This window comes from Streptomyces sp. SCSIO ZS0520, assembly GCF_025643355.1.
Lineage (GTDB): Bacteria > Actinomycetota > Actinomycetes > Streptomycetales > Streptomycetaceae > Streptomyces > Streptomyces physcomitrii.
Genome location: NZ_CP092644.1, coordinates 5,229,376 through 5,254,105, shown reverse-complemented (window position 1 = coordinate 5,254,105; position 24,730 = coordinate 5,229,376). Strand labels below are relative to the sequence as shown.

The 24,730-nt window shown below is 73.4% G+C and carries 19 protein-coding genes; 7 read left to right on the top strand and 12 right to left on the bottom strand.

Features of this window, described 5'->3' with window-relative positions:
• Window positions 1–77: 77 nt before the first annotated feature.
• From MID12_RS20840 to MID12_RS20820, 5 genes are all read right to left on the bottom strand, one after another.
• On the bottom strand, window positions 78–1,091 hold the full coding sequence (locus MID12_RS20840) for a hypothetical protein (RefSeq protein WP_263169799.1): 1,014 nt from the start codon (window positions 1,089–1,091) through the stop codon (window positions 78–80).
• 4 nt (window positions 1,092–1,095) lie between these two features.
• On the bottom strand, window positions 1,096–1,566 hold the full coding sequence (locus MID12_RS20835; RefSeq protein WP_052482499.1) for a hypothetical protein: 471 nt from the start codon (window positions 1,564–1,566) through the stop codon (window positions 1,096–1,098).
• A complete protein-coding gene (locus MID12_RS20830) occupies window positions 1,550–3,532 on the bottom strand; it encodes a hypothetical protein (RefSeq protein WP_263169798.1) in 1,983 nt (660 codons plus the stop codon). Before MID12_RS20830 ends, MID12_RS20835 begins: the two co-directional genes overlap by 17 nt.
• A 256-nt stretch (window positions 3,533–3,788) precedes the next feature.
• Window positions 3,789–4,778, bottom strand: coding sequence for a malate dehydrogenase (locus MID12_RS20825; protein WP_040252916.1), 990 nt, complete (start codon window positions 4,776–4,778; stop codon window positions 3,789–3,791).
• 441 nt (window positions 4,779–5,219) lie between these two features.
• A complete protein-coding gene (locus MID12_RS20820) occupies window positions 5,220–6,437 on the bottom strand; it encodes an XRE family transcriptional regulator (RefSeq protein WP_263169792.1) in 1,218 nt (405 codons plus the stop codon).
• Between the two features lie 753 nt (window positions 6,438–7,190).
• On the opposite strand from MID12_RS20820, the gene MID12_RS20815 reads away from it, so the two are divergent.
• Together MID12_RS20815 and MID12_RS20810 are read left to right on the top strand one after the other, a co-directional pair.
• Window positions 7,191–7,568: a PadR family transcriptional regulator gene (locus MID12_RS20815; protein ID WP_052482498.1), complete on the top strand. Its 378-nt coding sequence runs from the start codon at window positions 7,191–7,193 to the stop codon at window positions 7,566–7,568.
• Window positions 7,565–8,242 (top strand): hypothetical protein, encoded by a 678-nt coding sequence (locus MID12_RS20810; protein WP_263169790.1) that lies wholly within the window; start codon window positions 7,565–7,567, stop codon window positions 8,240–8,242. The genes MID12_RS20815 and MID12_RS20810 overlap by 4 nt, the downstream gene beginning before the upstream one ends.
• Window positions 8,243–8,288: 46 nt before the next feature.
• On the opposite strand, the gene MID12_RS20805 is transcribed toward MID12_RS20810, so the two are convergent.
• Together MID12_RS20805 and MID12_RS20800 are read right to left on the bottom strand one after the other, a co-directional pair.
• The gene (locus MID12_RS20805) at window positions 8,289–8,957 is read right to left on the bottom strand and encodes a DUF3017 domain-containing protein (protein ID WP_263169787.1); all 669 of its coding nucleotides are present in this window, start codon (window positions 8,955–8,957) and stop codon (window positions 8,289–8,291) included.
• Between the two features lie 64 nt (window positions 8,958–9,021).
• A complete protein-coding gene (locus MID12_RS20800; RefSeq protein ID WP_040252911.1) occupies window positions 9,022–9,879 on the bottom strand; it encodes a bifunctional methylenetetrahydrofolate dehydrogenase/methenyltetrahydrofolate cyclohydrolase in 858 nt (285 codons plus the stop codon).
• Between the two features lie 552 nt (window positions 9,880–10,431).
• Between MID12_RS20800 and MID12_RS20795 the strand changes: the two genes are divergently transcribed.
• A complete protein-coding gene (locus MID12_RS20795; protein WP_263169782.1) occupies window positions 10,432–11,070 on the top strand; it encodes an RDD family protein in 639 nt (212 codons plus the stop codon).
• A gap of 204 nt (window positions 11,071–11,274) precedes the next feature.
• Here the strand turns inward: MID12_RS20795 and purH are convergent, their stop codons facing one another.
• Entirely contained in the window at window positions 11,275–12,906 is a 1,632-nt protein-coding gene (purH, locus tag MID12_RS20790) for a bifunctional phosphoribosylaminoimidazolecarboxamide formyltransferase/IMP cyclohydrolase (RefSeq protein ID WP_263169780.1), read from the bottom strand.
• Window positions 12,903–13,532 (bottom strand): phosphoribosylglycinamide formyltransferase, encoded by a 630-nt coding sequence (gene purN / locus MID12_RS20785; RefSeq protein ID WP_040252908.1) that lies wholly within the window; start codon window positions 13,530–13,532, stop codon window positions 12,903–12,905. Before purN ends, purH begins: the two co-directional genes overlap by 4 nt.
• Before the next feature lie 859 nt (window positions 13,533–14,391).
• On the opposite strand from purN, the gene MID12_RS20780 reads away from it, so the two are divergent.
• On the top strand, window positions 14,392–15,246 hold the full coding sequence (locus tag MID12_RS20780) for a hypothetical protein (RefSeq protein ID WP_263169776.1): 855 nt from the start codon (window positions 14,392–14,394) through the stop codon (window positions 15,244–15,246).
• Between the two features lie 152 nt (window positions 15,247–15,398).
• Here MID12_RS20780 and MID12_RS20775 read toward each other — a convergent pair whose 3' ends face one another.
• On the bottom strand, window positions 15,399–17,888 hold the full coding sequence (locus MID12_RS20775) for a DUF6350 family protein (protein WP_263169773.1): 2,490 nt from the start codon (window positions 17,886–17,888) through the stop codon (window positions 15,399–15,401).
• A gap of 189 nt (window positions 17,889–18,077) precedes the next feature.
• On the opposite strand from MID12_RS20775, the gene MID12_RS20770 reads away from it, so the two are divergent.
• Window positions 18,078–19,358, top strand: a complete 1,281-nt coding sequence (locus MID12_RS20770; RefSeq protein WP_263169771.1) for a helix-turn-helix domain-containing protein — start codon at window positions 18,078–18,080, stop codon at window positions 19,356–19,358.
• A 179-nt stretch (window positions 19,359–19,537) separates the two neighbouring features.
• Here the strand turns inward: MID12_RS20770 and sucD are convergent, their stop codons facing one another.
• A complete protein-coding gene (gene sucD, locus MID12_RS20765) occupies window positions 19,538–20,455 on the bottom strand; it encodes a succinate--CoA ligase subunit alpha (protein ID WP_263169768.1) in 918 nt (305 codons plus the stop codon).
• A 20-nt stretch (window positions 20,456–20,475) separates the two neighbouring features.
• Entirely contained in the window at window positions 20,476–21,654 is a 1,179-nt protein-coding gene (sucC, locus tag MID12_RS20760) for an ADP-forming succinate--CoA ligase subunit beta (RefSeq protein ID WP_040252896.1), read from the bottom strand.
• 513 nt (window positions 21,655–22,167) lie between these two features.
• On the opposite strand from sucC, the gene MID12_RS20755 reads away from it, so the two are divergent.
• Window positions 22,168–24,024 (top strand): phage tail sheath subtilisin-like domain-containing protein, encoded by a 1,857-nt coding sequence (locus tag MID12_RS20755; RefSeq protein ID WP_263169765.1) that lies wholly within the window; start codon window positions 22,168–22,170, stop codon window positions 24,022–24,024.
• Window positions 24,025–24,192: 168 nt separating this feature from the next.
• Window positions 24,193–24,717 carry a phage tail protein gene (locus MID12_RS20750; RefSeq protein ID WP_263169760.1) on the top strand — a complete coding sequence of 175 codons (525 nt, stop codon included), beginning with the start codon at window positions 24,193–24,195 and terminating at the stop codon, window positions 24,715–24,717.
• Window positions 24,718–24,730: the final 13 nt, after the last annotated feature.

The following is a 24,730-nucleotide window of genomic DNA, read 5'->3' as shown; positions in this document are numbered from 1 at the left end:
GCCGCCGAACCGGGGCGCGGGCCACTCGGCGGACGCGCCGCGCTCAGCACTCCGTACCGCTCAGCACCCCGTACCGCTCAGCACTCCGTACCGAAGCAGAGGCCGCGCAGGACCGTGCGGTGCACCTTGCGCTGCGCGGGCCAGTCGGCGGCCGGGCCCTGGCTGAGGACCGTCCACAACTGGCCGTCCGTGCCCCGTACGACCCGGTCGACGGTGCGCATCCGGACGCCGAACTCCTGGCTGTCGGCGGAGTAGTCCAGCTCGGCGGCCGGGCCGCGGGGGTCGTCGGGCAGGTCCTTGAGGCTGTGGCGGTCGTAGCCGGGGGTGCCGTCGATGAAGGTCTCGGCGAGCTCCAGGGTGCCGCGCGGGGTGGCGTCCTCCTCGGTGACCGGGAAGATCTGGATCCGGCCGCCGCCGCCGGGCTGCTCGTAGTAGTAGAGGGTGACGCCCTTCTCGCCGGACTTGGTGCGCCGCTGCCAGCCCTTGGGGACCACCAGGCTGAACTCGCCCTCGGTGACGGCCCGGTAGCCGGGCGGGGGCTCCTCGGAGGCACTCGGCGTGGTCGGCGGCGCGGAGGTCTCGGCGGTCACGGGCGGCTCGGAGGGGCCCGGGGCGCTCCCGGCCGAGGCGGAGGCGCTCGGCTTGTCCTCGCTCCCGTCGCCGTCCCCGCCTCCGGCGAGCAGCAGTCCGCCGAGGCCGCCGCCCATCAGCGCCAGCGCGAGCACGGCGGCGACGGCACCGGACCGGCCCCGGTACCAGGGGCCGCCGGGGCCCTGCGGCGGCACCGGATGCGAGGAACGCGAGACGGGCCCCGCGTGCCGCCACTGGCCGTCGGGCCCGAACTCCCCCTGGTCACCGGCGGCGTACTGGTGCTGCTCGGCCACCGGGGACTCGGCGCGGCCCGGTACCGGACCGCCGCCGGGGCCGAACTCGCCGCCCTCGGATGGGGGTTGGCCGCCGTCCGGGTCCGGGTGCGGGCGCGGGGCGAACTCCGGGCGCGGCGGAGGCGGCGGGGTGTAGGGCGCCCGGGGACCGTCGTCCCAGCGCCCGGTCTCCGGGTTCCAGCCGAAGCCCTCGTCCTGTCCGGCCATGCGCTCACCCGCCCGCGAAGGCGCCGAGCGCCTGGGTGACCGTCGCCGCCGAGGCCAGGAAACCGGTGAGCGCGCCCGCGGCGGTGAGCGCCCGGCGCAACCGGACCCGGCGGCCCTGGTCGGCGGCGCCCTGCTCCTCGATCTCGGCCTCGGCACCGGCGAGTTCGGCGTCCAGGCGCTCCCGCTCGGCGGAGGCGACCAGGGCGGTCAGCTCCGGGTTCAGGCCCTGCCGCCCGGCCGCCTCGACCAGGCGCGCGAGGTCGGCCCGCATCTCCTGGACGGCCCGCAGCAGCTCCTCCTGCTCGGGCGGGCGGGGGCCGGGAATCGTCCCGTACACCTGGTTGCTCACCTGGTTGCCGTCGCCGATGGCGAAGGCGCCGTGCACGTTCCCGATGCTGATGGGGCCGCGGCCGGGTTGCTCGGCGGGGCCTGGGGTGCCGCTCGGGGTGGCCTGCTGCTCAGGGTCGGTCGTCATCGGTTCCTCCCGGTTCCGGGTTCGCCGCGCGGGGTGCGGGGCGCGGGCCGCCCTGCTGCGGCGGCACCGTGGGTCCGGCCGACTCCGCCCGCCGCGGCGGTGGTTGGGGTGCTGCGGGTGGGGTCTGGGGGCCGGGCGGGGTGCCGCGGCGGGGCTCGGCCTCGGCGGCGCGCCGCCGCTCGGCCTCGGCGGCGAGGCGGGCCTCGGCGGCGGCCTCGGCCGACCGGCGGGCACCGGCCGCGGCCTCGGCGGCCTGCTCCTGGTTGCTGACCGTGTTGTGGTCGCCGATGGCCAGGGCGCCCTGGACGCTCTCGATGTGCACGCCGCCGCCGCTGACGTTGACGATCTTCTGCGCGAACTCGTCGGTGCGGTAGCCCGCTTCGCGCAGCACCTCCCGTACGCCGTGCGCGATCCGGTCCTGGACGGACTTCAGATAGCGCCTGACGTCCATCTCCTGGAAGAGCGACTGCTCGCTGTCGCTGCCGAGTTCGCGCACCGAGCGGGCCGGGCCGTCCGGCAGCGCGCTCTCGTGGCCGCCGGTGAGGGTGCGCCAGCTCAGCGCGGCGCCGCGGCCGAGCACCACCACGGCGAAGGGCAGCGAGCGCGGGACCCGGCCGAGCGCCCAGGCCGCCTTGCCGAGCGCGGTGTTGTTCCGGTACTGGTGCGCGAAGCGGTCGGCCTCCCCGAAGGACTCGCGCACCGGGCGCAGTACATGCGGGGCGATCTCCAGCATCAGCATGCCGCCCTGGGTGTGCACCCGCACGAAGACCGTGGTGACGATCTCCTCCTCCCAGCCGCCGACCCGGGCCCGCAGGAAGTGCCGCCGGGTCTCGCCGCCCTCCTCCACCGCCTCGTCGCGGTGCCGGCGGAAGGCGGACTCGCCGTACGGGGCGAGGTCGCGGCGGGGCAGACCGGCCACCGGCAAGAAGACGCACTCGTCGGTCTCCAGGCCGCGCAGCCGGTCCCGCACCACGGTGGCGGCGGCCGGTGCGGGCAGCCGGAGCTGGGCGAGCAGCGCGTCGATCCGGCGCAGGATCTTGCGGTTGCTCAGCGGTTCCGGGGGCGTGGGGCGGTCGGGGTCGGGGCGCAGTTCGACCGCGAGGGTCCAGCCGTCCACCGGCCTGCCCGCGCCGCAGAAGGGCCGCGCCGGGTGGTACATCACCAGCGGGGCGTGCTGCTCGACCCGGATCCGCTCGCGCAGCCGCTGGAAGCGCCCGCCGGCCGCGCTCTCCGCGGGGTCGGCGGCCATGTCCGGGAAGCGCCGCGGGTCCAGCTCGTGGGTCAGGGCGTGCGCGACATGGCCGCGCTGGCCCGCCAGGAAGCCCGCGACCAGGAGCAGGACCACCAGCGAGGTCCAGGCGTGGAAGGGGCCGATGTCCTGGGCCGCGTCCGAGAGCCAGCCTTCCACGCCCGGGATGCTCTGGAAGAAGGAGAAGAGGATCCACGCACCGGCCAGCGCGACCTCGCCGTCGGCCTGGCCGAAGCCGGCCAGGCCGATCGAGACCAGGGTGAGCAGCAGGAGCAGTCCGCCGAGCCAGCGCAGCACCAGGGCGGCGAGTTTGCGCTGGGCGGCCCCTCCGCTTCCCCCGGGGGCGCGCAGCTTCGCCGCCAGCGCGAGCAGCAGGCTGGGCAGCAGGAAGGAGAGCAGCAGATTGCGGCTGAGCACCGCGCCGAGCACCCAGAGGGCGAGGATGCCGCCCGCCCAGCCGAGATCGAGGCGGCGGGCGCGCAGGGCGTGGGCGAGGACCCGGGCCGCGTCCCAGCCGAGCGAGGGCGCGACCACCCGCTCCTCGTGCACGTACAACTCGTCGATGACCGCGTCCCGGTAGGCCGGGTCGATATAGGCCCCGGCGCACAGCAGCCGGGTGGCCTCGCTCGCGCCCGGGGGCACGACACCCTGGGCGGGCGTCCGCGCGGTGGATCCTTCCGCGGCGTCATCCGGCCGCGGGGTGGTCTGGTCCGTCACAACTCTCCCGGTGCCAGGACTTCCCCGCGGTCCGCGACCTGCTCGGCCCTCGGCTCCTGCCTCGGCTCCTACGGCTGAACTGCCGTACGACCGGCGGAAGTCGGCGTGCGTGCAGCATCTGCACGGACCTCACAGGGTAGGCGCGCCGAGCGTGACCTGCGCCACACAACGGCCGCGCCCCCGGCACCAATGGAGGTGTCCGGGGGCGCAGTGAGGCGCAAGGGGGCGTACGCGGATCAGAGCATCCGGCAGCGGCTCAGATCAGGCCGAGGCCGCGCACCGCCTCGCGCTCCTCCGCGAGCTCCTTCACCGAGGCGTCGATGCGGGCGCGGGAGAACTCGTTGATGTCCAGGCCCTGGACGATCTCGTAGGCGCCGTCCTTCGTGGTGACCGGGAAGGAGGAGATCAGGCCCTCCGGGACGCCGTAGGAGCCGTCCGAGGGGATGCCCATGGAGGTCCAGTCGCCCTCGGCGGTGCCGTTGACCCAGGTGTACACGTGGTCGATGGCCGCGGAGGCGGCGGAGGCGGCCGAGGAGGCGCCGCGGGCCTCGATGATGGCGGCGCCGCGCTTGGCGACCGTCGGGATGAAGTCCTCGGCGAGCCACTTCTCGTCGTTGACGGTCTCGGCGGCGTTCTTGCCCGCGACCTCGGCGTGGAAGATGTCCGGGTACTGGGTGGCCGAGTGGTTGCCCCAGATCGTCACCCGGCGGATGTCGGAGACCGCGGCACCGGTCTTCTTGGCCAGCTGGCTGATGGCGCGGTTGTGGTCGAGGCGCGTCATCGCGGTGAAGCGCTCGGCCGGTACGTCCGGGGCGGCGGCCTGGGCGATCAGGGCGTTGGTGTTGGCCGGGTTGCCCACCACGAGGACCTTGACGTCGTCCGCGGCGTGGTCGTTGATGGCCTTGCCCTGCGGCTTGAAGATCCCGCCGTTGGCCTCCAGGAGGTCACCGCGCTCCATGCCCTTCGCGCGCGGGCGGGCGCCCACCAGGAGGGCGACGTTGGTGCCGTCGAAGGCGACGTTCGGGTCGTCGCTGATCTCGATGGACTGCAGCAGCGGGAAGGCGCCGTCGTCCAGCTCCATGGCGGTGCCCTCGGCGGCCTTGAGCGCGGGGGTGATCTCCAGCAGGCGCAGCTTGACCGGCACATCCGCGCCGAGCAGCTGGCCGGAGGCGATGCGGAAGAGGAGTGCGTAACCGATCTGTCCGGCCGCGCCGGTGACGGTGACGTTCACGGGAGTGCGGGTCATGGCGTTCTCCGTTGACAGCTGTGGCGGTGGGGTTGTCTCCCCGGGTGCGGGGGATCCCTGCCATCGGCCACGATGATCGATCTCTTGGCGTCAAGAGAGATCCGGCGGTCAGGCTATCGCGCTCGGCGCGGACCGTACGTCCGGGTTCGTGTGGCCCACCCCACACAGCGCCCGACACCGCCCAAGTGGCCCCGGCCGCCCGGACGATCGGGCCGGACACCCGGCGGAAACCGGGTCGGCATGCGGACCGGCGGCCGTTCCTGCCTGTAGGGGTGGCAGGAACGGCCGCCGGGTGGGGGTGGTGACCACTCCCGTGGGGGGACTGTGCACCTGCCCCGGTTTTCGCGGGGCATGCGCATCTCCCCGCGGGAAATTTCGGGGAGGCCTTCCGGACGGGAGTGGCGGGCGGGGCAGTTGGGGTGGACCCGCCCGGCGCGGGGGCTACTTCGTGCAGCCCTCGGTGCCCGTGGCGAGGATGCCGCAGGCGGTGACGTCGGCGGCCTTCCGCGCGGCGACCATCGGCGTGTACGCGTCCGTGGTGGTGCCGACCGTGGCGTTCTGCTTGCCGCCGGAGGTGGAGCTGATGCGCACCCCGTCGCCCGCGGCGGCCGAGGTGATCCGGGCCCAGGCCGCGCCGCAGGTCTTGCTCCAGCGGATCTCGACCACCGCGGTGCCGACGGTGGCCCGGTCGCTGGTCTCCACGTACTCCCCGGCGCAGCCCATCTCCTCCGGGTCCCGTCCGGCGCAGTCCTTGCCCACACACTCGACGCCCTCGGGCAGCGGCGAGGCGGCGGCGGTCGTCGAGGGCGGCGGCGCGGGCTCGTTGCCCGCCTCGGCGTTGCCGCCCGCGAGCCGCATCGTCAGCACCGCGGCGACGGCGACCACCACGACTCCGGCGAGCACCATCAGCAGGGGGCTGCGGCGGCGGGAGCGGGGGGCGGGGCGGCCCTCGCGGGGGCCGGAGGGGGCGGCGGGACCGGCAGGTCCACCGGGGCCGCCGTACGGGGACCCGCTCAGGTGGCCGGAGTTCGGGTGGCCGGGGCCCGTCGCGGCGCTCGGGTGGACGGCGGTCTCGGCGCGCGAGGCGCGGCCGGCGCGGCGGCCCGGGCGCTCACCCGCGCCGGGCCCGGCGGGCGATTCGGCCGCCAGGTCCTCCGGATAGGGGCCCTCGCTGCCGGGCAGGCGCTCGGACTCCGGGGCCTCGGACCCTCGCGCGCCGGAGGAGGCGCCGGAGCGCGCGGCCGACCCCGACTGGCGGCGGGCGGCGCGACCGCCCTGCTTCTGCGGACCCGCCTCGCGGCCGCCCGGCTTCTGCGGTCCGGTCTCACCGAGCGCGGCCCGCGCCTGGGATATCCGTATCGCTTCCATGGTCATGTCGTGGCGCATCTCCGAACGGCTCCAGGCGCGTTCGGCCAGCTCCCACATGGTGGTCAGGTGGACCGGGCTGGTGTGGGTGACCTCCGCGAGCGCGATGATCGCACCCTTGGGCGCGAGCAGCCGCCCGTTGAGATACCGCTCCCAGGAGGTACGGCTGTAGCCGGTACGGTCCGAGAGCGAGGCGACGCTGAGACCGCTGCGGTCGACGAGCCGACGCAGCTGTCCCGCGAACTCCCGGATCTCCGGATCGAGTTCCTCCGAGAGCTCCCTCCACCGAGGCATTGCCTTCCCCACTTCCCCCTGTATGTCGTTGCGCCGCCGCACCGCGAAGCACAGGACCCCGGGGCCACCCCGCCCCGGGTTCCGCTCCCGGGCCCCTCCGGGGGACGGGCCCGCGCCGCCGCCGGTTCCCCGGGGCGGTCCTGGATGTCCTCGCCGTACGGCAGGCACGTTCGCACGCGCCGCGCCCTGCGGTCCAGTGTCACATCACCACCGGCGGCACACCACGACGCCCTGACCGATTGGGCCGGGAATCGCCCCTTCCGGCAGCGGCCCCGCCCGCCGCACCGCCCAGACGGCGCCTGACCCGTACGTCGTTGCGGGGCGCGCACACCGTAGCGGAATGGTCACTTCCGTGCCACAGGGCCCGGGCTTTCCTTGAACGCCGCCGACCGGTCGATGAGTCTTGGTCCGCGGGCAGAACCGGACACCGCCACCAGCCGCCTCCGCGGCCCCTGTGGGGACACCCACCAGGGATTTCGCGGCGGCCTCCGGTGCGGCCCGGGCACCCGCAGGCGGTGTCCGTCCCTGATTCGGGGGAGGGGACGGATACCGCCGCCGCCCGCACCGGCGACCTCGGCCGGGCACCGAACTCCTCGGCCACCTTGACCACTTCTGGTCGCTCCTGGCCACTTCGGACCGCTCCTCTTGCTTTTCCTGCCACTTACGCACCTTTCCTGACTCCTCTCCCCCTTTCTTTCCCTTTCTTCCCTCATTGCCTTGCGGTACAAGGTACTCGCCACTACCTTGTACCGCATGACAAAGGAGCTACCGGCACCGGATGACCAACGGCGCAGCCAGCTCCTGCGGGGCGTGCTGGATCTGTGCCTGCTCTCGCTCATCGGCGAACGACCGCGCTACGGCTTCGAGTTCGTGGAAGCGCTGACCGACAGCGGCCTCGACCTGGTGAGCGAGGGCAGCATCTATCCCCTGCTGGCCCGGATGGAGCGCGCGGGTTTCATCTCCTCGTACCGCGCCCCCTCCGCCAGCGGCGGGGCGCCCCGCAAGTACTACCGGCTGACCGACACCGGACGCGCCGAACTGACCAGCGGCCATCACGTCTGGCGTGCCTTCAGCGGGCAGGTGGGCCACCTTCTCGACCGCACCACAGCACAGGGGGAACAGCGACCATGACGCACCACACGCGGACGGCGGAGCCGACTTCGGCGCCGGCCCCGGACCCGGCGACCGACCGGGTGCTCAGGATCTGCCGGGCCAACTGGGAGTACCGGGGGCTGGACGACGCCTCGGTACGCGAGATGCTCGCCGAGTTGGCCGCGCATCTGGAGGACGCCGGGGCGGCGGGACGCTCACCGGAGGAGATCGTCGGCAAGGACGTCCGCGCCTTCGCCGCCTCCTGGGCGCGGGCCCGGGCCCCGCTGCACCGGCGGGCGCTGCGCACCACCGCTCTCGGCCTCTTCGTCCTCGGGGCGCTGATACTGCTGTCGTTCCTGGTCCGCCGGACCACGCACCAGGAGATGACCGTGGAGAGGGTCACCTTCTTCGCCGTCTTCGGCGTGATCGCCGTCGCCTGGGAGCTGCGCCGGGGCACCCTCAGCCTGCTGCGCGGCTGGCTCGCCGCCTTCCTCGCCGCACTCTCCACCGCCCTGCTCACCCACCTGCTCCCGGGCGACAAGACGCTCTTCACCCTCCCGCTGTGGGCGGCCGCGCTGATAGTGCTCCCCGGCCTGCCGTACGCCTACGCGGACCTCCGCGCCAAGCGGGCCGCGTCCGCGGCGAAGCCCGGGGAGGCCGCCGGGGGTGCCGGGGAGCCCGAGGAGGCGGAGATGGCCAACAGGCCGCGGTGAACCGGCAGTTGCGGTGCCCCCCCCCGGCTCACTTCACGGGCCCGGCTCACTTCACGGTGAAGTGCAGGGCGTCGTCCAGGAAGGGGATCTCCAGCAAGGGGTCGGGCTGCGCCATCAAGGCCAGCAGGACGATGAGCACACCGAGTCCGCCGTACGTGATCATGTCCGTGAAGCGGGAGCGCACCGCGAGCATCCCGACCGAGGGCACCATCCAGCGGATCACCGCCCCGCCGACGAGGGCGAGGCCGATGATCAGGGTGCCGACCCGGAAGAAGTCCAGAGCGGTGATCAGCAGCCCGATCCCGGCCGTGCCGAGCACCGCGAGCATCGGCCACTGACGGGCAGGGGCGGGAGCGTCACCCGAGGCCGCACGGCCACCGCCCTCGGGACGGGCCACCCCCCGGGTGAAGCGGGGAAACCGCCGCGAGGCCGGAGCGAGCGTGGCACCGGAGGGCGCCTCCCGGTCGACGGCCACCGAAGCTCCCGCGAGGTCCGTGCCCTTGCCGCCGTCCGCGGACTCCGAGCGGGCGCCGCCCTCCGTACGAGCGCCCTCCGTACGGGCAGTGGACTCCGCAGCGGCAGCGGGCTCCGTGCGGGTGGCGGATCCCGCGCGGGTGGTGGGCTCCGCGGGGGCGGCACCGTCGGTGGGACGGTCCGGCTCGGACTGCCGGGCGCCGGTGCCCTCGGTCTCCGGCGCCTCGTCGGGTGCGTTCATCGGCTGCTCGAATCCTTAGGAGCGGTGATCGGGAGCTTGCGTAAGGAGCTCGGCTACGGCCCGCTCAGCTCTCGGCGGCGCGCTCGGCCGCCTCGACGACATTGGCCAGGAGCTGGGCGCGGGTCATCGGGCCCACGCCGCCCGGGTTCGGGGACAGCCAGGCCGCGACCTCGGCGACCCCGGGGTGGACATCGCCGACGATCTTGCCGCTCTCGTCGCGCGAGACACCGACGTCGAGCACGGCCGCGCCCGGCTTGATGTCCTCGGGCTTGACCAGGTGCGGCACCCCGGCCGCGGCCACCACGATGTCGGCACGCCGCAGGTGGGCGGCGAGGTCACGGGTGCCGGTGTGGCACTGGGTCACGGTGGCGTTCTCGGAGCGCCGGGTCAGCAGCAGCGGCATCGGGCGGCCGATGGTGACACCGCGGCCGACGACCACGACCTCGGCACCGTTGATCTCCACGCCGTGCTCGCGCAGCAGCCGGATGATGCCGTAGGGCGTGCAGGGCAGCGGTCCGGGCTCGTTGAGGACCAGGCGGCCGAGATTGGTGGGGTGCAGTCCGTCCGCGTCCTTGGCCGGGTCCATCAGTTCGAGGATGCGGTTCTCGTCGAGGCCGCGCGGCAGCGGCAGCTGGACGATGTATCCCGTGCAGGCGGGGTCCGCGTTCAGTTCGCGTACGACCGCCTCCACCGCCTCCTGGGTCGCGGTGGCGGGCAGTTCGCGCTGGAGCGAGGCGATGCCGACCTGGGCGCAGTCGCGGTGCTTCCCGGCGACGTACTTGTGGCTGCCGGGGTCGTCCCCGACCAGGACGGTGCCGAGTCCGGGCGTGACGCCCTTCTCCTTCAGCGCCGCGACCCGGGCGGTCAGGTCCGACTTGATCGCGGCCGCCGTGGCCTTGCCATCGAGAATCTGAGCAGTCATGGGAGGCAGCACATTCCTTGGAGATGCGGTGGCGAGCGGAGAGAGCGGTGGTGGGCGGCGGCGTGCCGTCCCCCACCATCCTCCCGGATGACGACTCCCCGATTCCAATCCGGGTCGGTAGGCGGACAGCGACCGGGGCGGTAGGCGGACGGCGGCCGGGTCGGTACGGGGGCCGCGACGGGGCGGCGAGGGCCCGCGCCGCCCGTCTTCACCCCGGCTCCCCGGAACCTTCGCCCGACCGCAAGAATCCGGACACCCGATCTGTACCGCGGACGGCCCGGGAGGCTCCTGGGAGGTTGCTGTGCGTCCCCGAGGGCGGCGCGAACCGGCAGGAATATGCGGGCAGTTCGGGTGAAGTCGGCGCGACGCTGCGTGACGCGCGAGTTGCACTTGCACAACGCCATAGGGAAGCGACTGGACAAAAACGCCAGGCCTTTAGAACGATGAGCGGCACAGTGCCGCGGGCAGTGCCGGGGGGACGTTCCGCATCTGTTGTCGTTCCTCCCCCAGCGATCCGCGTGTCCCCGCGCTTCCTACGGAGGAAATCTCGCCATGAGCTTCGGCGACCCGAACAACCCCTATGGCTCCCCGCAGGGCGGCCAGCAGCAGCCCGGCTACCCGCAGCAGGGCGGCCAGCAGCCGGGTTACCCGCAGCAGGGCGGTCAGCCCGGCTACGGCTACCCCCAGCAGGGCGTGCCCCAGCAGCAGGGCTACCCCGGCTACCCGCAGGGCGGCCAGCAGCCCTACGACGCCTACCAGCAGCAGCAGGCCGCCTACGGCGGCGGCTACGGCTACGGAGCCACCCCCGAGCTGGCCCACTGGGGTCTGCGCCTCGGCGGCACCATCATCGACGGCCTGATCTTCGCCGTGCCGTACATCGTGATCATCGTCGGGCAGGGCAAGGCGGTCTTCGCGATCATCGGCCTCGTCGCCCTGATCGCCCTCGCCATCTGGCAGCTGATCCAGGAGGGCCGCACCGGCCAGACCGTCGGCAAGAAGGCCGTCGGCATCCGCCTGGTCCGCGAGAGCGACGGCCAGCCGGTCGGTGTCGGCATGGCCTTCGTGCGCCGCATCGCGCACTTCCTCGACAGCATCGCCTGCTACCTGGGCTGGCTGTGGCCGCTGTGGGACGAGAAGAAGCAGACCTTCGCCGACAAGGTGTGCTCCACCCTGGTCATCCGCAGCCAGTAGGCGCGTGGCCGTCGGCCCGCCGCGAAGGCACCGGGCCGAACGCAGGACAGCGACGACAGCGGCGGTCCGTATCCCCGAGGGGTGCGGACCGCCGCTGTTGTGCCTGTCACCGGGCAGGGGCGCCATCCCGCGGGATGGCGCCCGCCCCGCTCGCGGGTCGCTACGGGCGGGCGCCAATGGACCCGCCCCGCGACCCCGGCGGATTCAGTGGAAGAAGTGCCGCGTGCCGGTGAAGTACATCGTCACGCCCGCCTTCTCCGCGGCCTCCACCACCAGCTCGTCGCGGACCGAACCGCCGGGCTGCACCACGGCCTTGACGCCCGCGGCGGTCAGGATCTCCAGCCCGTCCGGGAACGGGAAGAAGGCGTCCGAGGCGGCGAAGGCACCGCGGGCGCGCTCCTCGCCCGCCCGCTCCACCGCGAGCTTCGCGGAGTCGACGCGGTTGACCTGGCCCATGCCGACGCCGACCGAGGCGCCGTCCTTGGCGAGCAGGATCGCGTTGGACTTGACCGCGCGGCAGGCCTTCCAGGCGAAGGCGAGATCGGCCAGCTCGGCCGGGGACAGGGCCGCGCCGGTGGCCAGCGTCCAGCTCGCCGGGTCGTCGCCCGCGGCCTGCAGCCGGTCGGTGACCTGGAGCAGGGCGCCGCCGTCGACCGGCTTGACCTCCACCGCGTTCGCCGGTGCCTCGGGGGCGCGAAGCACGCGGATGTTCTTCTTCCTGGCCAGCGCCTCCAGGGCGCCGTCCTCGTAGTCCGGGGCGACGATGACCTCGGTGAAGATCTCGGCGACCTGCTCCGCCATCTCCTTCGAGACCGGGCGGTTGACCGCGATCACCCCGCCGAAGGCGGACAGCGGGTCGCAGGCGTGCGCCTTGCGGTGCGCCTCGGCGACATCCGAACCCACGGCGATACCGCAGGGGTTGGCGTGCTTGATGATCGCGACGCAGGGCCCGTCGTGGTCGTACGCGGCCCGGCGCGCGGCGTCGGTGTCCGTGTAGTTGTTGTACGACATCTCCTTGCCGTGCAGCTGCTCGGCCTCGGCGAGGCCGCCGGTGCCGTCCACGTAGAGCGCGGCGGCCTGGTGCGGGTTCTCGCCGTAGCGCAGGACGCCGGCGCGCTCGTAGGTGTGGCCGAGGAAGCCGGGCAGGCCGCTGTCCTCGTCCGCCGTGTAGCCGCCGTTGGCGGTGGGGTCGGCGAACCAGGAGGCGACGGCGACGTCGTAGGCGGCGGTGTGCCGGAAGGCCGCCGCGGCGAGCTGCTTGCGCGCGGCCAGGTCGAAGCCGCCCGCGCCCGCCGCGGTCAGCACGTCCCCGTACTGCGCGGGGCTGGTGACCACCGCGACCGAGGGGTGGTTCTTGGCGGCGGCGCGGACCATCGAGGGGCCGCCGATGTCGATCTGCTCCACGCACTCGTCGGGGGTGGCGCCCGAGGCGACCGTCTCCCGGAAGGGGTAGAGGTTGACGATCACCAACTGGAAGGGCTCCACGCCCAGTTCGTCGAGCTGCGCGCGGTGCGCGTCGAGGCGCAGGTCGGCGAGGATGCCCGCGTGGACCCGCGGGTGCAGGGTCTTGACCCGGCCGTCCAGGCACTCGGGGAAGCCGGTCAGCTCCTCGACCTTGGTGACCGGGACCCCGGCGGCGGCGATCCGCCCGGCGGTCGAACCGGTGGAGACCAGCTCGACCCCGGCCTCGTGCAGGCCGCGCGCCAGCTCTTCGAGTCCGGTCTTGTCGTAGACGCTGACCAGCGCGCGGCGGATCGGCCGCCGGGTGTCCTCGGCGGCGTCCTGCGCGCCCTCGGCGGTCACACCGTGCGAACTCAGCGAACTCTTGGAACTCATGGGAGGAGTCGTACCTTTCGTCCCTCAATGCGGTAGCCGTTGCGGGCCAGGCGCCCCACGACCTCGACGAGCAGTGCTCGCTCGACTTCCTTGATGCGCTCGTGGAGGGCGGCCTCGCCCTCCTCGGTGTCCTCTTCCACCACCTCGACCACGCCCTGGGCGATGATCGGGCCGGTGTCGACACCGTCGTCGACGAAGTGGACGGTGCAGCCGGTGACCCGGGCGCCGTAGGCGAGCGCGTCGCGCACACCGTGGGCGCCGGGGAAGCTCGGCAGCAGGGCGGGATGGGTGTTGACGAAGCGTCCCCCGAAGCGCGCGAGGAACTCCTTCCCCACGATCTTCATGAACCCGGCCGAGACCACCAGGTCCGGCTCGTGCGCGGCGGTCGCCTCGGCGAGGGCGGCGTCCCAGTCCGCGCGGGTGGCGTGGTCCCCGACCCGGCAGACGAAGGTGGGCAGACCGGCGGCGCGGGCGCGCTCGAGGCCCACGATGCCCTCGCGGTCGGCTCCGACGGCGACGATCTCGGCGCCGTAGGCCTCCGCCCCGTCCGCCTCGATCGCGTCGAGGAGTGCCTGCAGATTCGTACCTGATCCGGAGACCAGCACGACGAGGCGCTTGGCGGCCACGGCGGGGCCCTTTCTCACGGGAGCTTTCGGTGTTTCGGTCGTGCCGGCGTTCCTGTCTCGGCCGTGCTGCCGTGCGACCCTCCGCAGGGATGGTGCGTTCATACGAAGACTCCGCGTCCCGCCGTACGGGGGACTCTACGAAGCAGCCGACCGGCAGCAACGATACCGGCAGTCCCGCCCGCCCCCTCGGGACGGGGGCACCGGCGGCAGGTAGCGTCTGCCGGGGATCCGTCACGGGACGCCCCGGTTTCCTCCGCGGGGAGGCGGCGGTTCCCGTACCGGAGACGCCCCGGTGTCCGTCACGGGAACGCCGCCGGGTGTCCGCTCGTTCTCCACGGTGCGGGCAGGCGGGCGGCGCGCGGACCGGCACCGCGGCCGGTGCGAGGTCCCGGGACGGCGTACACGCAGTGCGCGCCCGACCACCCGCACCGGGCGCCGTAGAGTGCGGCGGAGCGCGCGCCCCGCACCACCCGCACGCCCGAGACCGCACCACCCGCACCACCGCACGCCCGAGACCGCACCACCCCGCACCACCCGCAGACGCCATGCTCGACCGTAGACCCCGCACCACCGCAGACTCCGGGTACGCCCGCAGACTTCGGGTACCACCGCAGATCCCGTACGACCGCGGACTCGGTACGACCGTTCCGGCCGCGGCGGTCCGCCCGGGCCCGGGAAGGCCCGTACGGACCGGCCCGTTCGCACCACGCGAGCCCGCGCACCACCCGCCTCACCGCGATCCGTACGACCCGCACGACCCGCACGACCCGCACGACCTGTACAACCCGCACGACCTGCACGACCCAGACGACCGACACAACCGATACGACCGACACGACCCAGGGAAGACGCACACCTGATGCCGGACCGCAGCCCGAGCCGCCCCACGCTCCGCACGCTCTCTCCCGCCACGGTGCCCGCCGCGGCGGCGGGGCACGGCCCGGCCGTCCTGCTCCGCGAGCGCCGCCCCTCGCCGCCGAGCGAACAGGGCGGCGGGAGCGGCGCTCCCGAGGGCCGCGGCGAGACCCCCGCCGAGGACAACCCCTTCGCCCCGCCGCCGGAGGGCACCCCCGACCAGCCCTGGCAGCCGCGCAGGCCCACCGGGCAGGACGGCGGCGACCACGAGGGCCAGGGCCACGGCAACGGCAACCAGCCCTGGGGGCAGTGGAGCGACCGGCAGCCCGGGCGTTCCCAGGACGGCTTCGGCGAGCGGCCAGGGCGCGGCGGCGGTCCCGAGGGCCCCGGCGCGCAGAACCGCTGGGACCCCACCGACCCGAACCAGCGCCGGGCCCGCTACGCCCTGCTGTCCGGCATGTGGGGCTTCTTCTTCGCCCTCTTCGACTGGCCGTTCCGCTCCTGGTTCTTCGGCGGCGTGGCCCTGCTGCTCGCCTCCCTCGCGATGTTCTGGGCCATCAGCGCCCTGCGCGCCCGGCCGACCGCCCCCGAGTCCAACCCGCCCGCGGGGACCGACCGCGCCGCACCGCCCGCCCCGGCCACGACCCCCGGCGGACGCAAACAGCAGCGGACGGCCGCCGTCACCGGCCTGGTGACCTCCTCCCTGGCCCTCACCCTGCTCGCCTCGGCCTTCGCCGCCCGCGTCGCCTACGCCGACTTCTACACCTGCACCGCCGACGCCCTCACCCTGACCGCCGAACAGAACTGCGACCGCCTCCTCCCGGAGGACCTGCGCCCGGCTCTGGGCAACCAGGACTGAGGGAGCGGGGTCGCGGGCTGCGCCGATCGGGGCAGGGGTCGGACGCGCCGGGCCGGATCAGGGCCAGTCCGGATCAAAGCCGGGCCGGATCAAAGCCGGGCCGGATCAGGGCCAGGTCGGATCAAGGCCAGGTCGGATCAAGGCAGGGCTGGTCACTCGGGGGTGCCGGAGTTCGCGGGGTCGGCGCTCGGGGGCTGGGAGTCGGTGGCCGTGGGGCGGGTGTTACCGGACGTGGTCTTGGCACCGCTGATGGTGAGCCCGGGTCCGCTTGCCGGGGTCTTGGTTCCGCCGGGGGTTGCTTGAGGACCGCCGGTGGTTGCCTTCGGTTTGCCGGTGGTGGCCTTCGGTCCGCCGGTGGTTGTCTGCGATCCGCCGGTGTTTGTCTGCGCTCCGCCCGTGGTTGCCTGAGGCTCACCGCTCGTGTCCGGGGTGCCGCCCCTCGTGGTGCGGGATGCGCTGGTCGTCGTACCGGTCGCGTTGCCGTCCTGGATCGCGCCCTCGGCGCCCTTGCCCCGGGCCTTCGCCGCCGCCTTCTCCTCGTGCCTGCGCGCCCGCGCGGACTCCTTGGCCTCCCGTTGCGCCGCCCGCTCCGCCAGCTTGCGCAGCCGCGCCAGCTCCTTGTCCTGCCGCCTGCGCGCCCGCGCCGCCTCCCGTTCCTCCCGCTTCCGCGCCTTCGCCGCCCGGCGTGACTCCTTGCCCGTATCGGCCGACTGAGTGCCGTCCTCCGGGGCCGGGGGCTTGGCCTCGGGGTGGTCCTCCGACTTGGGGTGGCCCTCGGGCTTGGGCCGGTCCTCCGACTTGGGCTGGCCCTCGGCGCCGGACGTGGGTCCGGCCTTGGGCTGGACGTCGACCTCGGACCTGGGCTGGACGTCGACCTCGGCCTTGGACGGAGGCCGGACCCCGGTCGCGGACTGCCGCTTGGCCGACTTGGCCTGCTCCGCCGCCTGCTTCCTGGCCGCCTTGGCCTCCGCGGCGGACTCCCGCTGCGCGGCCTTAGCCTCGGCCGCGGACTTCTGGCGGTCGGCCTTCTCCTGGGCGGCGGCGAGGCGCCGGGCGGCCTTGGCCTGCGCGGCGGATGTACGGGCGTGGTCGGCGGCCTCGCGCTTCGCGAGCCTCGCGGACTCCGCGGCCTCCTTCGCCGCCTGCTTCGCGGCGGCCCGCTCCGCGCGCGCCGTCTCCCGCTCGCCCTGCTTGCGCTCGCGTTCGGCGGCCCGCAGCTCCGCCCGCTCGGCCCGCCGCGCCTCCGCCGCCGTCCGGCGCGCCTGACGCCAGGCCCGCCACCGGCGCCGACGGGTGCGCCAGGCGTGCAGCAGCAGCGCGAGCGGCACCGCGACGGCGGCCGTCCAGAGCAGGGCCGCCAGCCCGGTCCGCCACCAGGAGGGGCCGAGCCGGGAGAGTACGTCCACGCCGAGCGGGCCGCCCGACATGGCGGCGAGCCCCGCCATCAGCACCCCGCAGACGGCCGCGCCGAGGAGCGCGGCGAGGGCGGTGCGCCCCCGGCTCCAGGCCGCCTCGCGGGGCGCGCCCGCGGGGGCGGCGACCCCGAGCGTGAACCAGGCGATGGTGAGCCCCGCGACGACCGGCACCGCGGCGAGCGCCCAGACCAGGGGCTCCGGGAGGGTCCCCCGGGGCACCGCCGCGAGCAGCGGGAAGGAGGGCAGGATGAGCGGTTCGGTGGTGGCCGTGAAGGGCGCCGCGGCCTGCCCGGTGCCGAGGACGAAGCCGGGGCCGAGGGCGTAGGAGGCGCCCCAGACCGAGGCGTTGGGGACGAGCGCGAGGGCGAGCAGCAGGACCGCGAAGCGGCCCGGCCAGTCGCCGGTCAGCTGCCGGAAGGAGTCCTCGGCGCCGGACAGGTGCAGGACCAGCGAGAGGCCGACGAGCAGTCCGCCGCCGCCGACCAGGACGAGGGCGCCCGCGACACCGGACCGGGTCGCGACGGCGGGCAGCGTACGGCGGGCCGCACCGCTCCCCGGGTACCACTCGCCCACCGCGCCCGCGACCGCCCGGCGCACCGGGGCGGGCATGAAGCCGATACGGCGCCGCACGAAGCGGGGCAGCGGCACCCGCCAGTACCCGGGGGCGGTCCAGGCGCCGGTGACGGCGGCGAGGACGGCGAGCAGCGGCAGCCGTACAAAGGCGCTGTCCCAGGAGGGCTTCAGTTCGCCGCCGGTGGCGTAGCACATCACCCCGAAGGCGACCGCCAGATAGCCCAGGGCGACCCCGATCCAGGCCGCCTGCGCGGGCATCCCCGGGCGGCCCTCGTCCCCGCGGACCGCGTCCCGCGCCGCGCGGTGCACGGCGAGCGCGGGCAGCACGGTCAGGAGCAGCGGGGTGAGCCCGACCGGCGCGGGGGTGCCGGTGAAGGTGTCGGTACGGGTCAGTTCCACGCCGTGGGCCAGCAGCCACAGGGAGGAGGCGGTGTGCAGGGCGGCGCCGGGACCGCTGTCCGGGAAGGGCGAGCTGATCCACAGGGCGAGCACGACCACCGCCAGGGTGCCCAGCCCCAGTCCGGCGGCGACCGCGCCCGAGAACGCGGCCGTACCGAGGCCCGGGGCCCGTTCACGCAGGCGCGAGGGGCGCAGCCGGGAGGCGAGTGAGGGCTTGGCGAGCAGGGAGGGCAGGGTCGGGCTGCGGTCGCTCATCGGGTTCACGCTCGCCATGCTCCCAACGACACGCGCTTTCGCGTCGTAACAGCAGATTGCCCGATGTGTCGCTACAAATACTCTTATGCAATTTTCGTACAAACTGGAGACGGGTCGGCCCCACCGCCTCCGCGGTACGGAATCCGGCAGCGGATCCGGCACCGTGACCCCCGGCACGGAGAGCCAGCCATGACCCAGACCCCGCACGCCTGCGCGCTCCCCCCGGCGGCCGAACTCCGGCGGCTGCGCGAGGCCAGGAACCTCAGCCGCTCCGCCCTCGCCTCCCGGCTCGGCGTCCCCGCCTCCCGCCTGCGCCGCTGGGAGAAGGGCCGCGCCCAGCCGGAGGCCGAGCTTCTCACCCCGTACGTACGGGAGTTGGGGCTCGACACCACGCCACCGGCGGATACGGAGACGGTCAACACCGGCCCACCGCCCGGGAGTTCCGACTCCCCGGTCGACACGGATTCCGCAGCGAGGGAATCCGACGCAACGACACCTGGGGCGACGGCACCTGACGTCGCGTCATCTCCCGTCCCGGCGGCACCAGACCGGGCTTCGGACCCGGCCTCGGGCTCGGACCCGGACACGAACCCGAAAGGCGCGAACCCGAAAACGGGCCCGGACCCGGCCCCGGACAACGCCCCGGACCCGACCCCGGAGACGACCCCGGAAAGCCCCTCCCCCGGCGAACTCTTCGACTCCCTCTACGAGTTGACGTCCGCCTCGCTGGTGCGGCAGACCTATCTGCTCACCGGTCACCGGCGACTCGCCTGCGAGGCCGTGGAGCAGGCCTTCCAGCACGCCTGGCGGCACTGGCCCGAGGTGGCCGCCGACCCCGATCCGGCGGGGTGGGTGCGGGCCGCCGCGCACGAGTACGCGCTGTCACCCTGGCACCGGCTGCGGCCCGGGCGGGAGCGGCGCGGCACCCCGCCCGCGCACCGCCAGGACCGTGAACTCCTCGGGGTTCTGGGCGAGTTGCCGCCGACGTACCGCAGGACGCTGGTCCTGCACGACGGGGTGGGTCTGCCGCTGCCGGAGACCGCGGCCGAGACCGAGTCGAGCACGGCGGCCACCACCAACCGGCTCCGGCACGCGCGCCGGATCGTGGGCGCGCGGGTTCCGGAACTGCGCGCCGTGCACGCCCTGCGGGAACGGCTCGCGCGCCTCGCCGAGGAGAGCGCGGCCGAGGGTCCGCGCCCCGCGCGGATGCGGAAGCTCAGCGAACGCCGCACCCGGCAGTGGACCCGGGCGGCCCTCGGGCTGACCGCCGCCGTGGTCACCGCGACCGTCTTCACCCTGCACACCGCGCCCGGCCACTACGAGCCGCCCGTCCCGCACGGCGCCCCGGTGGGCGGGGTCCCCCCGCGGATGGGACCGCAGCCACCGGGCCACCAGGCGGGAGAACTCCACGCCCGCCTCACCGAGGGCCCGCTCAGCGGCCCCGAACGCCTCCACCCGGACCTGGGCTGACCCGGCCGAGACCCCGGTCCCGGCCGGGTCAGCCCAGACCCAGTACCAGCACCAGCACCGGCACCGGCACAGCAACGGGCCCTACGGAACCGGGCCGCCCCCGCACAGCGGCGGGCCCGCACCCCCTCGGGGATGCGGGCCCGCCGCTGTTGCCGTGCTGCTGCCGTGCCGCCCTCGACTCAGCCGCCGAGGATCTCGCGGGCCAGCTTGGCCGTCTCGGTCGGGGTCTTGCCGACCTTGACGCCCGCGGCCTCCAGGGCCTCCTTCTTCGCCGCGGCGGTGCCGGAGGAGCCGGAGACGATGGCGCCGGCGTGGCCCATGGTCTTGCCCTCCGGGGCGGTGAAGCCCGCGACGTAGCCGACGACCGGCTTGGTGACATTGGCCTTGATGAAGTCGGCCGCGCGCTCCTCGGCGTCGCCGCCGATCTCGCCGATCATCACGATCAGCTCGGTCTCCGGGTCCTCCTGGAAGGCCGCCAGCGCGTCGATGTGCGTGGTGCCGATGACCGGGTCACCGCCGATGCCGACGGCGGAGGAGAAGCCGATGTCGCGCAGCTCGTACATCATCTGGTACGTCAGCGTGCCGGACTTCGAGACCAGGCCGATGCGGCCCGGCTTGGTGATGTCGCCCGGGATGATGCCCGCGTTGGACTGGCCGGGGGTGATCAGGCCGGGGCAGTTCGGGCCGATGATCCGGGTCTTGTTGCCCTTGGACTTCGCGTACGCCCAGAAGGCGGCGGAGTCGTGGACCGCGATGCCCTCGGTGATGACCACGGCGAGCGGGATCTCGGCGTCGATCGCCTCGACGACCGCGGCCTTGGAGAAGGCGGGGGGCACGAAGAGGACGGAGACGTTGGCGCCGGTCTTCTCGATGGCCTCGGCCACCGAACCGAAGACGGGTACGGAGGTGGTGGCGCCTCCCTGGCCATCCGGGCCTTGGGGGACGTCGAAGTCGACCTCGGTGCCGGCCTTCTTCGGGTTGACGCCGCCGACGATGTTGGTGCCGTCGCCCAGCATGAGCTTGGTGTGCTTCATGCCGGTGGAGCCGGTCATGCCCTGGACGATGACCTTGCTGTCCTTGTTGAGGAAGATAGCCATGGTTGCGGTTCCCTCGGTCCTTACTTGGCGGCAGCCAGCTCGGCGGCCTTGTCGGCCGCGCCGTCCATGGTGTCCACGCGCTGCACGAGCGGGTGGTTCGCGTCCGAGAGGATCTTGCGACCCAGCTCCGCGTTGTTGCCGTCGAGGCGCACGACCAGCGGCTTGGTGACGTCCTCGCCCTTGTCCTTGAGGAGCGCGAGGGCCTGGACGATGCCGTTGGCGACCTCGTCGCAGGCGGTGATGCCGCCGAAGACGTTGACGAAGACGGACTTGACGTCCGGGTCGCCCAGGATGATCTCCAGGCCGTTCGCCATCACCTGGGCGGAGGCGCCGCCGCCGATGTCGAGGAAGTTGGCGGGCTTCACGCCGCCGTGCTTCTCACCGGCGTACGCGACGACGTCCAGGGTGGACATGACCAGACCGGCACCGTTGCCGATGATGCCGACCTCGCCGTCCAGCTTGACGTAGTTGAGGTTCTTGGCCTTGGCGGCGGCCTCGAGCGGGTTCGCCGCGTCCTTGTCCTCCAGCGCCTCGTGCTCCGGCTGGCGGAAGTCGGCGTTGGCGTCCAGGGAGACCTTGCCGTCGAGGGCGAGGATGTCACCGCTGGCGACCTTGGCCAGCGGGTTGACCTCGACCAGGAGCGCGTCCTCGGCGACGAAGGTGTCCCACAGGGTCACCAGGACCTCGGCGGTCTTCTCGGCGACCTCGGCCGGGAACTTCGCCTGGGCGACGATCTCGCGGGCCTTCTCCAGGGTCACGCCCTCGTTGGAGTCGACCGGGACCTTGGCGAGGGCCTCGGGGGTCTTCTCCGCGACCTCCTCGATGTCCATGCCGCCCTGCACCGAGGCCATGGCCAGGAAGGTGCGGTTGGTGCGGTCGAGCAGGTAGGAGACGTAGTACTCCTCGACGATCTCCGGAGCGGTCTCCGCGATCATCACCTTGTGGACCGTGTGGCCCTTGATGTCCATCCCGAGGATGTCCGTCGCGCGGGCGACGGCCTCGTCGGGGCTCGCGGCCAGCTTCACGCCGCCGGCCTTGCCGCGACCGCCGACCTTCACCTGCGCCTTCACGACCGACTTGCCGCCAAGGCGTTCGGTGGCCTCGCGCGCCGCCTCAGGCGTGTCGATGACTTCACCGGCCAGCACCGGTACACCGTGCTTGGCGAAGAGGTCCCTCGCCTGGTACTCGAACAGGTCCACGCGCGTCCGTCCCTATCGTGATCTCGCCGCTCTGGCTTTCAGCTTCTCTGCTGTCTGCGTGGGCGTGCCGCGACGGGCAACGTGACCTCAGCTGTTCGCATGTCACAAGGGAGGCGCACGCGGAGTCCGGTGCGCGGCATGTCCGTCCGGCAGGTTATCGCCGCCGGGGCGGGGTCCCTAAATCACAGGTCACACCTGAGCGGTGATACCTGTCACAACTCCGCTAGTGACAATACTGCGAACGGACAGTCACAACATCTCCACACACGGTGAGCCGTAAGCCGCCTTGCCTGCCAACTGCCGTCCAAACACACTGAGTTCGCAGCCATGCATCAAGAGTCACAAGCGCGAACGCTTGGCCCCGGCTCTCCACTCGCCGGGGCACCGACGGGGGAACACCGACTCGCTGCCGCATGGGGGTGGCGCCGCCCGGCATCTCCCCTCTCGGCACCTTCGCCGCCGTTCGAGGCCTCTTGGTGCCTCTGACCGGTATCTATCGGGAGAGGAGGGGGAATGCCGACGAATCCGTCGTACCCCGGCGTCTACGTCGAAGAGCTTCCCAGTGCCGTTCGCACCATCCAGGCCGTCACCACCTCGGTCACCGCCTTCGTCGGACACACCCGGCGCGGCCCGCTGAACCAGCCGGTACGGGTGACCAGCTTCGCGGACTTCGAGCGGCGCTTCGGCGGGCTCGCCTCGCGCAGTGCCGTCAGCTACGCGGTGCACCAGTTCTTCGCGAACGGCGGCACGGTCGCCGTGGTGGTCCGGGTGGCACGGGCGGGCAGCGGCAAGGCGGCCGAGGTCACCCTGGAGTCCACCCAGGGACGCAGCGAGTGCCCGGTGCTCGAGGTGCACGCCAAGGAACCCGGCGTCTGGGGCAACGGCCTGCGGGTCGCCGTCGACTACGACACACCCGCCTGCGAGGAGACCTTCGACCTGCGGGTCTTCGACGCGGCGGGCACCGCGCGGGAGAGCTTCAGCAATCTGTCCATGGACGCCTCCGACGGGCGCTTCGTGGAGACCGTGGTCAACGCGGGCTCCGCCCTGGTGCGGGTGAAGGTCCTCGACGACGACCGGCCCGACCCTTCGGGCACGGTCTCCAAGCGCTTCGGCCACGAGCTGCCGGACCTGGAGGTCGAGCTGACCGTCAAGATCGGTGAGGTGAAGCGCGAGTTCACGCTCTACGAGCCGGCGGTGGACGGCGAGGCCCCGCGCGGCGTCACCGAGCTGGCGCACCTGCTGGAGCGCAAGCTGCGCGCGCAGCCCGACGCGCCCGGCAAGCACGCCTTCGCGGGCGCCGAGGTGACCGCCTTCGGCGACCGCCTCCAGGTGGTCGCGGGCTCCACGGACCCCGAGGACACGGTGCGCTTCCTCGGCGAGTGCGCCAACGATCTGGGCCTGGAGGCCTCGGTCAACCCACCGGTGTTCCCGCTGTGCGGCGGCGAAGACGGTGAACTGCCCGGCCCCCGCGACCTGATCGGCAGCGAGTCCGGCAAGAGCGGCATCCAGGCCCTGCGCGGCGTGGACGACGTCAACCTGCTCGTACTGCCGGAGCTGGCGGCGTACGAGTCGGCCGAGGACCTCGCCACCGTCCTCTCGGCGGCGCAGCGGCTCTGCGAGGAGCGGCGGATCTTCCTCATCGCGGACGCCCCGGCCACCTGGGTGAGCGTGGACACGGCCCGCGCCGGGCTCGCCGCCTTCGAGCAGGTGCGCGGCAACCACGCGGCGCTGTACTTCCCGCACCTGCAGCTGACCGATCCGCTGACCGGACGGCTGCGCGCCTTCCCGCCCTCGGGCGCGATCGCGGGCGTGTTCGCGCGGACGGACAGCGAGCGCGGTGTGTGGAAGGCACCGGCCGGGACCGAGGCACGCCTGGCGGGCGTGCACTCGCTGGCGGTTCCGCTCACCGACCGGGAGAACGGCCTGCTCGGCCCGCTCGGCCTGAACTGCCTGCGGACCTTCCCGATGGTGGGCCCGCTGGTCTGGGGCGCCCGCACCCTCCAGGGCTCGGACGCGCTCGCCACCACGCACGGCGAGTGGAAGTACGTGCCGGTACGGCGGCTGGCCCTGCATGTGGAGGAGAGCCTGCACCGCGGTCTGCAGTGGGTGGTCTTCGAGCCGAACAGCGAGCAGCTGTGGCAGCAGATCAGGCTGAACGCCTCGTCCTACCTGCACACCCTGTTCCGGCAGGGCGCCTTCGCGGGCGGCACTCCGCGCGAGGCGTACTTCGTCAAGTGCGACCACGACACCACCACCGCACAGGACGTGGCGAACGGCGTGGTCAACGTCCTGGTGGGGATCGCCCCGGTCAAGCCGGCCGAGTTCGTGATCGTCAGGATCCAGCAGCTCGCCGGCGAGTTCGCGCGGTAGGCCGGAGCAGCAGCCCGATGACCCTCATCAATCCAGTCGATCCCGTCGGTCCCGTCGATCAAGTCGATCCAGTCGATCAGGTGAGCCGGACGAGTCGGACGAGCCGGATGCAGGACAGGACAGGGGACCACGAGGTCACCACAGCCGCAGAGGACGCAAGGGATACCGATGGCTGAATTCATCGTCAACGCCCATCGTTTCGATCCGTACAAGAACTTCAAGTTCCTGGTCCTGTGGGACGGGCGCACGGTGGCGGGCATCAGCAAGATCTCCCCGCTGAAGCGGACCACGGAGGTCGTCAAGCACCGGCACGGCGGGGACCCCAGTTCCCCGCGCAAGTCGCCGGGCCGCTCGGAGTTCGAGGGGATAACCCTGGAGCGCGGGGTCACCCACGACCCCGAGTTCGACCGCTGGGCCAACAAGGTCTGGCAGGTCGGGGCCGGTCTCGGCGCCGAGGTGTCGCTCGCGGACTTCCGCAAGGACATCGTCATCCAGGTCCTCAACGAGGCCGGGCAGGTCGCCGTCTCGCACAAGCTGTACCGGACCTGGCCGAGCGAGTACCAGGTCCTCGGCGAGCTGGACGCCAACGCCAACGCGGTGGCGATCCAGTCGCTGAAGCTGGAGTGCGAGGGCTGGGAGCGCGACTACGAGGTTCCCGAGCCCGAGGAGCCCTCCTTCCTCAACCCGGCCTGACAGCAAGGGACTT

Coding starts and splice junctions, on each gene's coding strand:
- MID12_RS20840 (WP_263169799.1), bottom strand. CDS start 1,091: ATGGCCGGACAGGACGAGGGCTTCGGCTGGAACCCGGAGACCGGGCGC.
- MID12_RS20835 (WP_052482499.1), bottom strand. CDS start 1,566: ATGACGACCGACCCTGAGCAGCAGGCCACCCCGAGCGGCACCCCAGGC.
- MID12_RS20825 (WP_040252916.1), bottom strand. CDS start 4,778: ATGACCCGCACTCCCGTGAACGTCACCGTCACCGGCGCGGCCGGACAG.
- MID12_RS20820 (WP_263169792.1), bottom strand. CDS start 6,437: ATGCCTCGGTGGAGGGAGCTCTCGGAGGAACTCGATCCGGAGATCCGG.
- MID12_RS20815 (WP_052482498.1), top strand. CDS start 7,191: ATGACAAAGGAGCTACCGGCACCGGATGACCAACGGCGCAGCCAGCTC.
- MID12_RS20810 (WP_263169790.1), top strand. CDS start 7,565: ATGACGCACCACACGCGGACGGCGGAGCCGACTTCGGCGCCGGCCCCG.
- MID12_RS20805 (WP_263169787.1), bottom strand. CDS start 8,957: ATGAACGCACCCGACGAGGCGCCGGAGACCGAGGGCACCGGCGCCCGG.
- MID12_RS20800 (WP_040252911.1), bottom strand. CDS start 9,879: ATGACTGCTCAGATTCTCGATGGCAAGGCCACGGCGGCCGCGATCAAG.
- MID12_RS20795 (WP_263169782.1), top strand. CDS start 10,432: ATGAGCTTCGGCGACCCGAACAACCCCTATGGCTCCCCGCAGGGCGGC.
- purH (WP_263169780.1), bottom strand. CDS start 12,906: ATGAGTTCCAAGAGTTCGCTGAGTTCGCACGGTGTGACCGCCGAGGGC.
- MID12_RS20780 (WP_263169776.1), top strand. CDS start 14,392: ATGCCGGACCGCAGCCCGAGCCGCCCCACGCTCCGCACGCTCTCTCCC.
- MID12_RS20775 (WP_263169773.1), bottom strand. CDS start 17,888: ATGAGCGACCGCAGCCCGACCCTGCCCTCCCTGCTCGCCAAGCCCTCA.
- MID12_RS20770 (WP_263169771.1), top strand. CDS start 18,078: ATGACCCAGACCCCGCACGCCTGCGCGCTCCCCCCGGCGGCCGAACTC.
- sucD (WP_263169768.1), bottom strand. CDS start 20,455: ATGGCTATCTTCCTCAACAAGGACAGCAAGGTCATCGTCCAGGGCATG.
- MID12_RS20755 (WP_263169765.1), top strand. CDS start 22,168: ATGCCGACGAATCCGTCGTACCCCGGCGTCTACGTCGAAGAGCTTCCC.
- MID12_RS20750 (WP_263169760.1), top strand. CDS start 24,193: ATGGCTGAATTCATCGTCAACGCCCATCGTTTCGATCCGTACAAGAAC.